Origin of the sequence: Bifidobacterium aesculapii, from assembly GCF_001417815.1 — a bacterium.
Classification (GTDB): domain Bacteria; phylum Actinomycetota; class Actinomycetes; order Actinomycetales; family Bifidobacteriaceae; genus Bifidobacterium; species Bifidobacterium aesculapii.
Window position 1 is genome coordinate 28,143 of record NZ_BCFK01000010.1, and the last position, 15,838, is coordinate 43,980.

Genomic DNA, 15,838 nt, shown 5'->3' on the forward strand with positions numbered 1-15,838 from the left:
TTTCGCGCGCCAAGACGTGCTGAACGGGGAAGCCCCGCAACCTGATGACGGTTGCGGGGCTTCCCGATGATCGCGGCGCGGGCCGGAATCAGCCCGTGTTCTGCAGGCCTGCGGCGACGCCGGAAACCGTGCAGAGGATGAGATAGATGAACCCGGCCTGCTGGCTCTTGGAAAGCTCTTCCTTGTCCACCTTCTTACGCAGCGAACGCAGCGCCAGCACCTGGGTGACGGACAGCGCGTCCACGTACGGCGAGCGGATGCGGATGGCCTGGCCGAGCACGTGACGGTGCTGGAGCGGCCACTTGTCGCCGACGATGTCGAGCACCCACTTGCGGGTGAGCTCCATCTCGTGCATGACCTTCTCCGGCAAATCCGTACGGTCGTCAAGCGCCAAGTACATCTTGGCGATGCGCTCGTCGGTCTTCGCCAGCGACATCTCGATGTTGTCGATGAACGTGGAGAACAGCGGCCATTCCTCGTAGGCCTGACGCATCGTCTCCAGATCGCCGAACTGCTCGCACGCGGTGCCGAGACCGTACCATGCGGCCAGGTTGATGCGCGCCTGCGCCCAGGAGAAGATCCACGGGATGGTACGCAGATCGTCGAGCGACTTCGCGCCGAGACCACGCTTGGCCGGGCGGGAGCCGATCGGCAGCAGGCCGATCTCCGTCAGCGGCGTCACGGTGGAGAACCACTGCGCGAAATCGGGCGTGTGGAGCAGGTCGAGGAAGCGCTCGTGCGCGGCCTCGTCGAGCTCGTGCGCCATGTCGGCGTACTTGGCGGTCATGTCGGTGTTGCGCTTCTCGACGCTCGGCGCGGACTGCAGCAGGGTCGCGGCCGCGACGGACTCGACGTGGCGGATGGCCAGCACCGGGTTGCCGTAGCGGGCGAAGATGACCTCGCCCTGTTCGGTGAGCTTGAAGCGGCACTTGACCGATCCGACCGGCTGGGCGAGCACCGCGCGGTTGGCGGGGCCGCCGCCACGACCGACGGCGCCGCCGCGGCCATGGAACAGGGTCAGGTCGATGTCGTGCGATTCCGCCCACTTGGCGATGCGCTCCTGCGCGGAGTGCAGGGCCAGCGTGGCGGAGGTCGGGCCGGCGTCCTTCGAGGAGTCGGAGTAGCCGAGCATGACCTCGAGCTTGTTGCCGGTGGCCTTCAGACGGGCCTGGACCTCCGGGATCTTGATCATGTCCTCGAGCACGTCCACCGAGTTCTGGAGATCCTCGAGCTGCTCGAACAGCGGGATCACATCGATGGTCGGCACGTCCTCCGGGTGGGCGAAGGCGAGACGGTTGAGCTCGTAGACATCCTTGATGTTCTGCGCGCTCTTCGTGAACGAGATGATGTAGCGGCGCGCGGCCTTGAGACCGTTGCGCTTCTGGATCGAGCCGAGGGCGCGGAAGGTGTCGAGCACCTCCTGGGTCATCGGCTGCAGTTCGCCGCGCTCGCCGTGCAGGCCGTGCTCGCGGATGTCCGCGAGGGCGCGGGAGTGCACGACGGAGTGCTGGCGGAACTCCATCTCGACCATGTGGAAGCCGAAGGTCTGGGCCTGCCAGATGAGGTCCTGCAGCGGGCCGTAGGCGGAGCGCTTGGCGCCCGCGTCGGCGAGCGACTTCTGCACGGTCTTGAGGTCGGCGATGAAGTCGTCGCAGGTGTGGTACATGAGGTCGGCGTCGCGTTCGATCGTGTAGTGCAGGCGGTCGGCGATCACCAGCATGACGGCGCGGTGCAGCTCCTTGGTGGAGATCAGGGCGGCCTTGTCGGTCAGGCGCTCGCTCATCTCCTTCTGGTGGCTCCACAGCACCTTGAGCTCGGCGCTCGGCGGCGTGGTCTCGGCCTCCATCGTGAGGTTCTTGCCGACGGTGCGGGTGGCCTCTTCCAGCGCGCCCAGCACGTGGTCGGAGAACTTGCGAGCCACCTGGCGGCTCACCTTCGCGGTGACGTTCGGGTTGCCGTCGCGGTCGGAGCCGATCCAGCTGCCCGGGTGGAAGAACGCGGGGCAGACGGGCTCGACGAGTCCGGCCTTGTCGCCCAGCACCCAATCGTCGAAACGACGGTAGACGGCCGGGATCGTGTGGAACAGCGTGTTGTCGAAGATGTCGAGGATGGTGTCCGCCTCTTCGACCGGCGTCGGCTTCTTCAGCGCGATCGGCGAGGTGCGGAACAGCGCGTCGATCTCGTTGTAGAGGCGGCGCAGGTTCTCCTTCTTGTCCGATCCGCCCAGCAGCTTGTTCGCCGTGAGCAGTTCGGAGATGCGGCGGATCTTGCCTTCGACGGCCTTGCGGCGGGCCTCGGTCGGGTGCGCGGTGAATACGGGGTGGAACTCGAGGCGGTCGAGCAGCTCCTTGGCCTTCGCCGGGCCCATCTCGTTGATGAGCTGGTGGTAGGCGACGGTGAGCTCGTTGATCGGGTCCACGGCGCTGTCTTCGGTCACCTTGGCCTCGCGCGCGTGCAGCACGGAGACGCGGTAGTCCTCCTCGCACAGGTTGGCGAGGTGGAAGTAGGTGGCGAACGCGCGGGCCAGCAGCTGGGCGTCGTGGAGGGTCATCTTGTCGATGGTCTCCACGGCCTTCTTCAGACCGTCGTGATCGGGGTCGGGATCGACCATCACGCCTTCGAAATGCTCGGCGCTGGCTTCGACGGCGTACTGGCGCACTTCGTCGAACGTGGCGAGCAGTTTGGTGTCGAACTCGCCGAGCACGTCGCGCAGAATGCGCAGGCACAGATCCATGTCGCTGGCGAGGGATTCAGGCAGTTGGCGCTCTTCGGGACCTTTGGTTCCGGTGCCGGTCGAGACTATCGTCGCGTCGGCGGGCGTGATCTGCTGATCGTTATCTGTCATCAGACCTCCTTCTGCCACGGTGAGGGTTGTCCGGTCTGCCGGTCGTCCATGGCTCCTCCATGGTTGTTGAGGCCGGCCGTTGCGGACCCAGAGCCCTGCGTGGCTGTGTGGTTGTGGTCGCCATTGTAACGTCGTGAAATCGCCATTTACGTTACGGGTTCCGTATGCGGACGGCGTCGCCCCGCGCACGCCGCGCGCACGTCGCCGCGCGGCCGTCGTCCTCTGCGCGATTATGGTGCGCTATCCGCAGGATATGCGCACCATAATCGCGCAGAGAAGGAGGTGGGGGATGTGGGGGCGGCGGTTATGACGGCTTGGTGTCCGAATGGTGAGACGACGTATGGGCGCCATGTATGGCGGGCAGGGTGCGGGGTAGTAATGGACAGCGTGAGTGAGAGCCAGCAGGAAAGCCAGTCGCAGCGTCCGGCGCAACAGCCGGCGCGGCAGTCGCAACAATCGCAGCAACAATCGCAACAGTCCGCGGAAACGGCGCAAGACCATCCGCATCCGACGCAAGGTCATGCGGACCTGAAGAACGCCAAGGAGCATGGCGCCATCGCCGTCCAGCACTACCACACGCACTCCATTCCGCTGGACATGGAGGACATCGAACGCGACTGGGACAAGCCCATCGCGGAAGCGGGTATCGCCGCGAAGGCGAGCGTCATCGTGCGCGTCGGCCTGCTCGACCTGTCCGCCGGCACCGGATCGTTCCGCGTGCGCGAGATGATGCACCGCATCGCCTACCCGCTCGGCGTGCACGTGCGCGCCGACGTGAACCTCACCGACATCGAAGCCGCCTGCACGGACGGCAAGAACCGCATCACCGAGGTCATCGACCTGCCGACCACCGGCGTCAACACCGAACGCATCTGGCTGCTCGAGCACTTCGCCGACTGGTTCAGCGTGAACCTCGGCGAGGAAAGCATGTACCACAGCACGTCCGAAGTGTCATCCGGGCTCATGCAGCACCTCGACGCGAAGGACGCCTCGCAGATGTCCGCCGACCTCTCCAAGCAGCTGCGTCAGGCGGAAAAAGCGGAGAAAGCGGAGAAAGCACAAGGCAAGGCGGGGCGGGACGCCGTGCTCGACGCGCTCGAGATCGCCAGCCGACACACCGATCCCGGCATGCCTACCGCCGCGCAACTGTCCGTGCACGAGACCGACTGGTCGCAGTCCGCCATGACGCAATCCCTCGCAGCCCGCGCCGAACAGGAGAAACAGGACGAACAGGAGCGCCGCGAACGTCACCGGCGCGACGGCGAGGACGCCGAAGAGCGCCCGGAGACGGCCGAGGTGATGGGCCCCGATTTCGAACAATTGCGCGACCGCCTGCGCACGAAGTCCGCGCGCGAGGAGCGCAAGGCCGCCGCCGCGGACGCCGAAGGATTCGTCACCAAGGCCTCCGGCCCGCGCGTCCGCGCGCACAAGCCCCCGAAAGGCGAATACGCCGAGCATTTCGACCATGTGGGTGCCGCGGCGGCGAAACCCCGCAAGTCCGGCAGCCACGGCATCACCGTGCGTCAGGCGCATCACCGCCTCGACATGATCGAACACCGCAAGCCGCTCTACACGCCCGCGTTCGCCGGACTTGCCTCCGCGATCGCGTGCGCGTCCTTCGTGTTCCTGCTCGGCGGCGGCCCGTACGACATGGTCGGCGCGTTCTTCGGCGCCGGACTCGGCCACTGGCTGCGCCGCCGCCTGTTCAAACACCATCTCAACCAGTTCTTCGTCACGTTCGTGTGCGTGGCGGTCGCCGCGCTCGTGTGCACCGGCACGCTGCGCCTCATCGGACTGTACGATCCGGTCGCGTTGAACCACGACACCGCGTACATCGGCGCGATGCTGTTCGTCATCCCCGGATTCCCGCTCATCACCAGCGGTCTCGACATGGCGAAGATCGACTTCCCCTCCGGCATCCAACGACTGGCCTACTTCTTCTGCATCGTGCTCATGGCCACGCTCGCCGGCTGGATGGTCGCCTCGATCGTGCATCTCAACCCCACCGGATTCGAGCCGCTCGGCCTCAACGTGTGGGTGAACGGCGTGCTGCGGTTCCTGTTCGCGTTCCTCGGCGTCTGGGGCTTCTCCGTGATGTTCAACTCGCCGCAGCGCATGTGCCTGACCGCCGCCATGATCGGCGCCATCACCGACACGCTGCGGTTGGAGATTGTCGACCGCGGCGTGCCCGCCGAAGCCGCCGCGTTCATCGGCGCGCTCCTCGCCGGCCTGCTCGCCACCGCGTGGCGCTCCTCGGTGCGCAAGGGCTGGCTGCCCCCGCACCTCGGCTACCCGCGCATCTGCCTGACTGTGCCGTCCATCGTGATCATGGTGCCCGGACTGTACATGTACCAGGCCATGTTCCACCTCGGATCCTTCGACACCCAGACCGCGCTCGACTGGGCGTTCCGCGCGTTCATGGTGATCATCTGCCTGCCGATCGGTCTCGCGATGGCGCGCGTCCTCACCGACAAATCGTGGCGGTACGACATCTGACGGTCATCTGACGGGCATCTGACGGACGCCCGTGGGCGCGTCGCGCACGGCCGGCACGGCGCCGCCACGGCCGGTCGCGCGCGGCCCCGACCGACCAACATCTGAGACGGATTCGCGAGATTGTCCGCACTCCCGTGGAACGTCGAATGTCTGACATCCCCATGTGATTTGCACGGCATGCCCCGGCATGCACGATTGAAGGCGGTTAGCGGTGGCGAACGATTTCTGGATCCTCCTGGCCATGGTCATCTATTTCGCGGCCATGCTATCCATCGGATTCATCTACTCGAAACGGTCCAACTCCTCGTCCAAGGAGTACTTCGCGGGCGGCCGCGGCGTCGGACCGTGGCTCACAGCCCTCTCCGCCGAAGCCTCCGACATGTCCGGCTGGCTGCTCATGGGACTGCCCGGCCTCGCCTACTTCACCGGCGCCGCCGACCCGCTGTGGACCGCGCTGGGCCTCGCCATCGGCACCTACCTCAACTGGAAGATCGTCGCCCGCCGCCTGCGCCGCTACTCGGTCGTCGCCGGCGACGCGATCACCATCCCCGACTTCTTCGCCAAGCGCTTCCACGACAAGTGCGGCGTCATCTCCACGATCGCCGCGCTCATCATCCTCGTCTTCTTCTGCGTGTACGTCGGCAGCTGCTTCGTGACCGTCGGCAAACTGTTCCACGCGCTCTTCGGTTTCGACTATCACCTGATGATGATCCTCGGCGCGCTCGTCGTGTTCGTGTACACCATCGTCGGCGGCTACCTGTCCGTCGTGATGACCGACTTCATCCAAGGCGTGCTCATGTTCTTCGCGCTCGCCGTCGTGTTCATCGGCACCGTCGCCAACGCTGGCGGCATCGGCAACACCGTCGCGTTCCTGCGCTCGATTCCGGGCTTCCTGTCCGGCACGCAGGTCGCCGCGCCGCAGCTCGACCCGACCTCGGGGCAGCAGCTCGTCGAAGCCGGGCGTGCGGTCTTCGGAACCCCTTCCGACTACGGCATCATCACCATCGTCTCGATGCTCGCGTGGGGCCTCGGCTACTTCGGCATGCCGCAGGTGCTCGTGCGCTTCCTGTCGATCCGCAGCGTCGAGGAGGTGCGCAAGTCGCGCATCATCGCCACCGGCTGGTGCGTGCTCTCGCTCGGCAGCGCCGTGTGCATCGGCCTCGTCGGCCGCGCGATGATGCCCACGCACCTGCTTACCGCCACCGACGCCGAGACCATCTTCATCGTGCTCGCGCAGACCTTGCTGCCGAGCTTCGTGTGCGGCATCGTCGTCTCCGGCATCTTCGCCGCGTCGATGAGCTCCAGTTCCTCGTACATGATCATCGGCGCCTCCGCGATGGGCGAGAACATCTTCCGCGGGCTCTTCCACCGGAAGGCCACCGACCGCCAGGTGATGATCGTCGCGCGCCTGACGCTCATCGTCATGTTCCTGTTCGGCATCCTCGTCGCCTACGACCAGAATTCGTCGATCTTCCAAGTCGTCTCCTACGCGTGGGCCGGCCTCGGCGCGTCCTTCGGCCCGCTCATGCTGTGCGCGCTGTACTGGCGTCGCGCGAACAAGGCAGGTGCCGTCGCCGGCATGATCTCCGGCACCGCCACCGTGCTCGTGTGGCACAACCTCATCAAGCCGCTTGGCGGTGTGTTCGCGATCTACGAGCTGCTGCCCGCGTTCCTCATCTCGCTGCTGTGCATCGTCGTGGTCTCGCTGCTCACCCGCCGGCCGAGCGACGAGATGCTCTACGAATTCGACCATTACATGGACGACCCGCTGCCCGGCACACTGCCCTCCGGCTCCGTCCTCGTCGACGAGCCGATGGAAGCCATGGAATCCGAGGTGCGCGGCAAGTAGCCGCGTCGCCCCGGTGGCGCCAGGCTGCGCCAGGCGGCGTCAGTACGTGCGTCGCCCTGCGAGGAACGTCATCGCGACATGCCGCGCCATCGCCCGCATCGCCTCCGGCGTATGCGCCGCATACGGATCGGCGTCGAGCAACGCGAAATCGGCCGCATCGCCCACGCGCAGCCGGTCGCGGCCGACGGCCGTCGACGCGGCCAACGCGACGCGCACCGGCAGACGCTGCTCCGGCTGGAACGGCTCGCGCGCGGAACTCTCCGTGCCGAACACCGCCGCCGCAATCGCCATCCACGGGTCAAGCGGCGCAACCGGCGCGTCCGAACCCAACCGCAGACGCGTTCCGGCCGCGTGCAACGCGCCGAACGCGTACGGCACGCCCGCCGGATGCGCCCAGAACCGGCCGATCACATCGCGATCATCCACCGCATGCTGCGGCTGGACGCTCGCCTCCAGGCCGAGCGCGGCCAGACGCGGAATATCCTCGCGGCGCAGCATCTGCGCGTGCTCGATGGAGCCATGCGCATGCGTGAGCGCCGCCGCATCGAGCACGATCGCGTTCGCCTCGTCGCCGATCGCGTGGCAGGCGATGGCGAAACCGTGCTGCGTGGCGAGACGCATATACCGCGCGATTTGGCTCGGCGTGTAGCTGAGCCTGCCGTACGTCGCCGGGGTGATGCCCGAATACGGTGTCGAACAGTAGGCGGAGCGCGTGTTGAGCGAGCCGTCGGCGATGAGCTTCATCGCGCCGACCGTGCCCAGGCCTCGGCTGCCGGGCAGAGGCATGCCGGTGCGCCAGCCGGCGCGGACCGCCGCCTCCAACCGTTCCGGGTAGACACCGGCGGCCACGCGCAGCCGGTCGATGCCGGCGGCGAACCGAGCCGTCCACGTGTCGACGTTCTCCGCCATCTCGTAGTCGCGGATGCCCGTGACGCCCTTGGACGCGGCGTCACGCTCGGCCTCGCGCAGCAGCCGATTCGTCTCCTCGGCGGCGCCCGGCGCCTTGTCGAACTTCGTGTAGGCGTCGAACCATTCGAGCTCGCCGACGAGCCCGGTGTGCGAGTCCGCATACACGCCGAGACGGCGGGCCGCAGCGGAATTCACCCAACCGCAGTGCATGTCCGCGCTGGACAGCGCCACCGGCTGCTCACCGGCCACGGCGTCGATCGCGGCGAGCGTGGGCTGCGCGTCATCCGCCCACAGGGAGTGGCGGAAGCGCATGCCCACCACGAACGTGTTCGGATCGAGGGTGCCGGCCGCGCGGCGGGCGTCGAGATGCGCCCGCAGCATCGCCATCGCCTCGGCGGCGGAACGCGCGTCGATGAGGTCGAGGCGGCCGAGGGTTTTCGACCATTGCGTGAAATGCGTGTGGCAGTCCATGAGGCCGGGGATGACCCACAGGTCGGAGGCGTCGATGGTGTTGGTGCCGGGGTGGGAGGCGTTGGTGTTGTTGGTGGCGGGCTGGGTGTTGTTGGTGGCGGGCGCGGCGGCTGGTGCGGGGGTCGTCGGCGCGGGGGCCGCCGGCGTGACGGAGGCGATGACCCCGTCACGGACAAGCAGGTCCACACGTTCCGACGTGCCGGGAATCCCGGCGTTGGCGATACGTACGGTAGTCATACCGGATATCATGCCACCGCACTGTGCGCGTTCACATGCGTTTTTCGTTCCATGGGCACGATTCCTGCCGTCGCGCTGTCTCGGACGTGCCCGATACCGATATGCGGCCCGATGATTCTGCGGGCGGTAGGGGGTGCCCGCGGCTTCTGGTGTATGCGCACTTGGCTCGGCTCCGGCGTAGTCCGCACTTGAGTCGGGCGTAGGCTGGCCCTCGCGGCACCGGGCAGGGAACCTCAATCCGGTCGGTTGGCGTACGGCCCCGGGCGGAGCGTCCCAGCACAGGTTCAGCGGTTATCCACGGGATTATCCACAATCAGCGGCCGGAAGGTGAGCCGGTTCCTCAACAATGCGAATGCCGCATACACTGAAGGGCAAGCCCGGGCATGACGGAGTGCCCGGCGACGATGGATGAACGGCGAAGGGTGGACGTATGGGCGAGTCGAAGGCCGTTGCGGCATTGGCCGAGGTGAAACATCAGCGGATGCGGCAATGCGCCGATCTGCAGAAGCGCAGCACATGGCGCCCTCCGTATGCGCTGACGACGGCATTGGAGCTCGAAGCCATAGAGATGCCCCGGTTGCCGTACGGTCATACGAGATTGAACCGGCGCATCATGGTCGCAGTGCCTCATGCGAATCGGAAATACCGGGTCGACGGTGTCGCCGCTGTGGTATGGCCGTTCCCGATGGACACGGTCTGCATCGATCGGCGGTTCGTCTGCGTCGCTCCGGCCTGCACGTGGGCGATGTTCGCGGCGTACTTGGATCTGGAGGAACTGATCGTGCTCGCGGATTCTATGATGCGACGTGACCGTCGTCTCCGCCGGACGACGGTGGAGGAGCTGATCGCCTATCTCGACGGCGCCCGATCCTATGCGCAGGATTCGGCGTTCGAAGCCGGCAGCGGTAGATTGTTCCGAGGCTATGCGAATTGCCGCCGCGCATTGCGGCTGGCGAGAAGCGGCACCGATTCCTCGATGGAGACGCGAACGCGACTGGTGATGCCGCGGTATGGGTTGGACATGCCGCAGGTGAATTACCCGGTCGTCGTCAACGGGCGGCGCCTGTATTTGGATCTCGCGTACCCCGAGTTCATGATCTGCATCGAATACGAGGGCTCGCACCATGCGGGGCAGTGGCTCAACGATGTGACGAGACGGCAACTGATCGAGGACGCCGGATGGCGGTATGTGCAGGTGACGAAGCTGGACATCGGCGGAGCGGACGAAGAGGAGCGCCTTGCCGGGAGGGTTGCGAAACATGTGCGGGAAGTAACCGGCAGGGAAGTCATGTTGACGAAGCGCAGGACCATCCGGCAGGTATGCGATGCCCGATCGACGAGGCGCAGACCGTTGTATGAGCGGATGGGCTTCAGACCGTTGGCGCCGGTCTCGCCCGTCGAGCCCGATTCCGAGGGTGTGGCCTATGAATACGCATAGCTTGGCCGTACGGGGTGCGAAGCACATGATGCGTGCGTGGCGTGTATGGCTTGTACGGCGTGTGACGCGTGGGGCGGCCATGTGGTTCGTATGTGTTGGCCTGGTGTGTGCGGGGGCGGTACAGGGTGTGGCTTGTGTGGCCCGTATCGTTTGTGCGGATGCAAACGGTGCGTATAGCGGGCGAGGGCGAGCTTGCATGTCGCTAACTGCGTTCGGAGGGGTACATCGTCTCGGCTCCGAACCTCTATGTGGCCTTCGAGGGGTTCCCCTCTGGGGTGAACTTGCCCCTATTGGGCTCATAAACGGCATATTCCACCGGGATACGACCCGCTCGGCACCCCTTGTAACGCAGATGGGTGTTCACCGGACCTCCGATGTACCCCTTCAAGTTGAGATGGCCCCGAGACGGCCCCGAGACGGGCTACTGCAACCGGCCTCATGATCAGGGCCGGGATGATGGAACGGGGAACCGGTGCCGGGGGAGCGCCGAAGGCGTTCCGTGCAGCGAACGGACAAGGCCCGGTGTCGTGTGCACCCGTCATCAGCGTGGGTGCAGACGACACCGGGCCTTCGGAATCGAAGACCGGCCGAAGAATCGGCGCTGCGGCGGCCCGCGTTCAGTGTTTCAGTACTTCGCTCAGTACTTCGCTCAGTACTTCATGCCCATGGCTTCGCGCACCTGGTCGAGGGTCTCCTCGGCGATGGCGTTGGCGCGCTTGTTGCCGTCGTGCAGCACGTCGCGGATGGCATCCATGTCCTTGGCGAGTTCGGCACGACGCTCGCGATGCGGGGCGAGGAACTCGTTGACCGATTCGATGACGTACGCCTTGAGCGCGCCGGCACCGGCGGAGCCGATCTCGGCGGCGATCTCCTTCGGATCACGGCCGGTGACGAGGCCGGCGGTGGTGAGCAGCGCGGAGACCTTAGGACGGTTCACGGGATCGAAGGTGATGGTGCGCTCGGAATCGGTGGGGCTCTTCCTGATGAGCTTCGCGGTCTCCTCGGCCGTGGCGCCCAGCATGATGGAGTTGCCGTACGACTTGCTCATCTTGCGGCCGTCGAGACCCGGGATCTCCGGGGCGTCCGAGAGGATCGCGGCCGGCTCAGGGAACACCGGGTGCTTCTTCGCATAGCGCTCGTTGAAGCGGCGGGCGATGGTGCGCGTGATCTCGATGTGCGGCAGGTTGTCCTTGCCGATCGGCACGACGTTCGCCTTGCAGAAGAGGATGTCGCACGCCTGATGCACCGGGTAGGTGAGCAGCAGGCCGGTCAGCGCGTGGCCGGAGGCCTCCATCTCGGACTTGACGGTCGGGTTGCGGTGCAGCTCGGCTTCGGTGACGAGCGAGAGGAACGGCAGCAGCAGCTGGTTCTCGGCGGGCACGGCGGAATGCGCGTAGATCATCGTCTTGTTCGGGTCGATGCCGGCGGCCATGTAGTCGAGCACGAGGTTGAGGACGTTGTCCTGGATGTGCTCGGTGGTGTCGCGGTCGGTGATGACCTGGTAGTCGGCGATGATGATGTTCGAGTGGACGCCCTTGTTCTGCATGGCCACGCGCTCCTTGATGGAGCCGAAGTAGTGGCCGAGGTGCAGACGGCCGGTCGGGCGGTCGCCGGTGAGCATCGTGAACTTGCCCGGGTCGGCCTCAAGCTTGGCGAGCGTCGCATCGGAGCGTTTCTTCGCCGCCAGGAAGCTTGCGCTCATCTCGTTGCCGGCCGCGGTGATCTGCGGCTCCTGCGTTTCGTCCGTCATACTCGTCGTCCTTTTCGAACTTGATGTGGCAGTCCGCCCGGTGCCGCCGTCGCGTTGGTTCGCCGTACGGCCGGCTGGGCGGGTTGTGTCAAAACCGTGCAAAATATCGCTTTTATCGTAAAAGCGCGAGCCGACAAGCCCATGGGGATGGATAAGTGGTACGCTACTTAGTTGATGAATTGATAGCAAGCATTATTTTCAGGGGGTCACATGGGCCGCGGACGTCAGAAAGCCAAACAGCAGAAAATAGCCCGTAAGCTCAAGTATCTGACAACCGACACCGATTACGACGAGCTTGCCAAGGAATTAAGCGGTCAGGAGCCGGGCACTGGTTCCGTCGATCCTTTCGCCGATCTTGATGACCACTATGAAGGCCACTACGTGGGCGCCGCAGCGGGCGACGACCATGAAGCGAGCCAGCCCGAGGCCGTGTCCGGCGCCCCTGCCGAAGATGATCTCGACGAATACGCCAAGTGGGCGGCCGAAGCCGCGGCGAAGGCGACCAGCGGCGAATTCCCCGCGGCCAAGCCGGCTGCCGCTGCGGCACCGAAACCGCACAAGCCGATTCCGATGCCGGTTCCCAGCGCGCTCAAGCGCAAGAAGGACTGACGGTTCCGCTGCCTCTCGCACGTGCCGATTGATCGCGTCGTGCGCTCGTTCCGATTACGTGTGATCGTGCTGATTGAACGCGTGCTGATTGAACGCGCATCAATCGTGCAGGGGAAGCAACCAGCCCAAGTCGTCGCGTTCTCCGACCGCGCTGATATGCCCGGCCTCCTTCTCTTCCACCCACGTAGTCACGCCCGTGGCGACGCGTAGCCATACGCTCGGCTCGAGTTCGACGACGTCCGGCGGTGTGAGGTTGTGCGGGTCGGACGCCGGCCCGTCGAGAATCTTGACGGCGCCCCATGGCGCCACGCGCACCTCCACGCCCGGTCCGGGCGCTTTGCGTTCCAACAGGAACAGCGAGTAGCGTACCGCCATCGCCATGGTGGGGCGGGGGAGTTGCGGCGCGATGGCCAGTCGTGCGGAAACGGTTCGCTCGTCATGGTCGATTGCCGCCGCGTCCGTGCCGTCTGTCCCGGCCTCGGCCAGCATCTCGTGCGCCGCGTCGCGCCACGCGTCGTATGCGTGGCGACCGCGCGCCAGGTCTTTCTCCAGAATCACTGCCATACCGCCATTATGCACGCGTGAGGCATTGTCGCGTGCGTCGCCGGTGCGCCGGCGCACCGCGTCGTGCCGCGACGAGCCTTGCGCAGTTCCGTTCGTGCAGGCTACGTAGTATGGTGAGAATCGTTGACCATGAAAACGTATGCACGATGCAGTGCGAATGTAACGCACTGTTCATGTGTGGGTTGGGTTCCGTCTGTTGACGAGCTCTAATATGGTCAGGGAAGTCCCTCCCCGGAAGGAAAACGAGAAATATGACCGAGATCACCGCTCCGAAGTCTCCCGTCACGGCAGAGCAGTTCGCCGACGAGATTCGTGAACAACTCAAGTACACCCAGGGCGTCACCGTCGAGCAGGCCACTGCGGCCGACGTGTACGTCGCTGTTTCCAAGGCCGTGCGCAACCACCTGCAGGACGCTTGGTTCACCACTCAGGCCGACACCGTCAACGGCAACACCAAGGCCGTCGGCTACCTGTCCGCCGAATTCCTCATGGGCAAGCAGCTCGAGAACGCCCTGCTCAACGCCGGCCTGACCGACCAGTTCGACGCCGCCGTCGAAGCGCTCGGCTTCGAGCCCAAGGACGTCGTCGACGCCGAATACGAGCCGGGCCTCGGCAACGGCGGCCTCGGCCGTCTCGCCGCCTGCTTCATCGACTCCCTCGCCTCCCTCGGCGTGCCGGCCTTCGGCTACGGCATCCAGTACAAGTACGGCATCTTCAAGCAGACGTTCGACGAGAACGGCAAGCAGGTGGAGACTCCGGACTACTGGCTGACCAACGAGGAGCCGTGGGGCCACATCGACTACAACCGCTCCCAGAAGGTCTCCTTCGGCGGCGAGGTCGTCACCGAGAACGGCAAGAAGGTCTGGAAGCCGGCGTGGTCCGTGCGCGCCGTGCCGGTCGACTACTTGGTGCCCGGCTACAAGTCCCAGCGCGTGAACACGCTGCGCCTGTGGACCGCCAAGTCCTACGACGAGTTCGACCTGCTCACCTTCAACAAGAGCGAGTACCTCGACGCCGTCAAGCCGCAGGTCAAGGCCGAGAACATCTCCAAGATCCTCTACCCGGAAGACTCCACCAAGGTCGGCAAGGAGCTGCGCCTCGAGCAGCAGTACTTCTTCGTCTCCGCCTCCCTGCACGACGCCATCCGCGTCTTCTACCCGGGCCAGGACAAGCCGGACCTCACCACCTTCCCGAACAAGATCACGTTCCAGCTCAACGACACCCACCCGGTCATCGGCATCCCGGAGCTCATGCGCATCCTCATCGATGAGTACGGCTACGAGTGGGACGAGGCGTGGTCCATCACCCAGAAGACCTTCAACTACACCTGCCACACGCTGCTGCCGGAGGCCCTCGAGGTCTGGCCGGCCAGCCTCATCGGCGAACTGCTGCCGCGTCACCTTGAGATCATCAAGAAGATCAACGAGCAGTTCGAGGACGAGCTCAAGGACAAGGGCGTGGCCGACGAGACCATCGAAGACATGCGCATCTACACCGGTGACGCCGTCCGCATGGCCTACCTCGCCACCTACGGCGGCTCCCACGTCAACGGCGTGGCCGAGCTGCACTCCCAGCTCCTCAAGGACGTCACCCTGAAGAACTTCTCCGACGTCTACCCGGACAAGTTCACCAACGTGACCAACGGCGTCACCCCGCGTCGTTTCGTCAAGCTCGCCAACCCGCGTCTGTCCGACCTCATCACCGAGGGCCTCGGCACCGACACGTGGGTCGCGGACCTCGAGAAGCTCCAGGGCCTCGTCCCGCTCGCGCAGGACGATGAGTTCGTCAAGAAGTTCGCCGCCGTCAAGAACGCCAACAAGCACGACTTCGTCGCCTTCGCCAAGCGCCACTACGGCATCGACATCGACGAGAACACCCTGTTCAACACGATGGTCAAGCGTCTGCACGAGTACAAGCGCCAGAGCCTCAAGATCCTGGCCGTCATCTCCCAGTACGCCGCCATCAAGAACGGCACCGCCAAGCTCGCCGACCTCCAGCCGCGCACCGTGTTCTTCGGCGCCAAGGCCGCCCCGGGCTACTACCTCGCCAAGATGACCATCGAGCTCATCAACAACGTCTCCCGCGTCGTCAACAACGACCCGGACCTCAAGGGCAAGCTCGCCGTCTACATGCTCCCGAACTACAACGTCGAGATGGCCCAGAACCTCATCCCGGCCACCGAGCTCGACGAGCAGATCTCCCAGGCCGGCAAGGAAGCCTCCGGCACCGGCAACATGAAGTTCGCCCTCAACGGCGCCCTCACCGTCGGCACCCTCGACGGCGCGAACGTCGAGATCCGCGAGAAGGTCGGCGCCGAGAACTTCTTCCTCTTCGGCATGACCGTCGACGAGGTCGAGAAGCTCTACGCCGAAGGCTACGATCCGGCCAAGTACTACGAGGCCGACCCGCGCCTCAAGCAGGCCGTCGAACTCGTCGCCAACGGCACCTTCTCCAACGGCGACCGCAACGCCTACGCGCCGCTCGTCGCCGATTGGCTGACCAAGGACTGGTTCATGACCTTCGCCGACTTCTCCGCCTACGCCGACATCCAGGCCGAGATTGAGAAGCTCTACAAGGATCCGCTCGAGTGGAACCGCAAGGCCCTCCTCAACGTCGCGAACTCCGGCTACTTCAGCTCGGACCGCTCGATGGAGGATTACTTGGAGCGCA

At 65.4% G+C, this 15,838-nt stretch carries 9 protein-coding genes; 5 read left to right on the forward strand and 4 right to left on the reverse strand.

The features are described 5' to 3' along the window. Nucleotides 1–88: 88 nt before the first annotated feature. Nucleotides 89–2,845, reverse strand: coding sequence for a phosphoenolpyruvate carboxylase (locus tag BFAL_RS01540; protein WP_055426696.1), 2,757 nt, complete (start codon nucleotides 2,843–2,845; stop codon nucleotides 89–91). Nucleotides 2,846–3,442: 597 nt separating this feature from the next. Here BFAL_RS01540 and BFAL_RS01545 point away from each other — a divergent pair. Both BFAL_RS01545 and BFAL_RS01550 read left to right on the forward strand, forming a co-directional pair. After that, nucleotides 3,443–5,341 carry a threonine/serine exporter family protein gene (locus BFAL_RS01545; RefSeq protein WP_152973469.1) on the forward strand — a complete coding sequence of 633 codons (1,899 nt, stop codon included), beginning with the start codon at nucleotides 3,443–3,445 and terminating at the stop codon, nucleotides 5,339–5,341. Nucleotides 5,342–5,552: 211 nt separating this feature from the next. Continuing rightward, the gene (locus tag BFAL_RS01550; RefSeq protein WP_152973467.1) at nucleotides 5,553–7,190 is read left to right on the forward strand and encodes a sodium/proline symporter; all 1,638 of its coding nucleotides are present in this window, start codon (nucleotides 5,553–5,555) and stop codon (nucleotides 7,188–7,190) included. Between the two features lie 39 nt (nucleotides 7,191–7,229). Here BFAL_RS01550 and BFAL_RS01555 read toward each other — a convergent pair whose 3' ends face one another. Next, the gene (locus BFAL_RS01555; RefSeq protein WP_370696045.1) at nucleotides 7,230–8,807 is read right to left on the reverse strand and encodes an amidohydrolase; all 1,578 of its coding nucleotides are present in this window, start codon (nucleotides 8,805–8,807) and stop codon (nucleotides 7,230–7,232) included. A gap of 430 nt (nucleotides 8,808–9,237) precedes the next feature. On the opposite strand from BFAL_RS01555, the gene BFAL_RS01560 reads away from it, so the two are divergent. Then, nucleotides 9,238–10,245 carry a putative endonuclease domain-containing protein gene (locus BFAL_RS01560; RefSeq protein WP_055426697.1) on the forward strand — a complete coding sequence of 336 codons (1,008 nt, stop codon included), beginning with the start codon at nucleotides 9,238–9,240 and terminating at the stop codon, nucleotides 10,243–10,245. A gap of 649 nt (nucleotides 10,246–10,894) precedes the next feature. On the opposite strand, the gene trpS is transcribed toward BFAL_RS01560, so the two are convergent. Then, complete coding sequence (gene trpS, locus BFAL_RS01565; protein WP_055426698.1) at nucleotides 10,895–11,995, reverse strand: tryptophan--tRNA ligase; 1,101 nt, start codon at nucleotides 11,993–11,995, stop codon at nucleotides 10,895–10,897. A 210-nt stretch (nucleotides 11,996–12,205) separates the two neighbouring features. On the opposite strand from trpS, the gene BFAL_RS01570 reads away from it, so the two are divergent. Continuing rightward, nucleotides 12,206–12,604, forward strand: coding sequence for a DUF3073 domain-containing protein (locus BFAL_RS01570; protein WP_055426699.1), 399 nt, complete (start codon nucleotides 12,206–12,208; stop codon nucleotides 12,602–12,604). A gap of 99 nt (nucleotides 12,605–12,703) precedes the next feature. Here BFAL_RS01570 and BFAL_RS01575 read toward each other — a convergent pair whose 3' ends face one another. Then, complete coding sequence (locus BFAL_RS01575; protein ID WP_055426700.1) at nucleotides 12,704–13,168, reverse strand: sterol carrier family protein; 465 nt, start codon at nucleotides 13,166–13,168, stop codon at nucleotides 12,704–12,706. A gap of 251 nt (nucleotides 13,169–13,419) precedes the next feature. Between BFAL_RS01575 and BFAL_RS01580 the strand changes: the two genes are divergently transcribed. Then, nucleotides 13,420–15,838: glycogen/starch/alpha-glucan phosphorylase (locus tag BFAL_RS01580; RefSeq protein ID WP_055426701.1), on the forward strand; the 2,419-nt coding region annotated here is incomplete at its 3' end.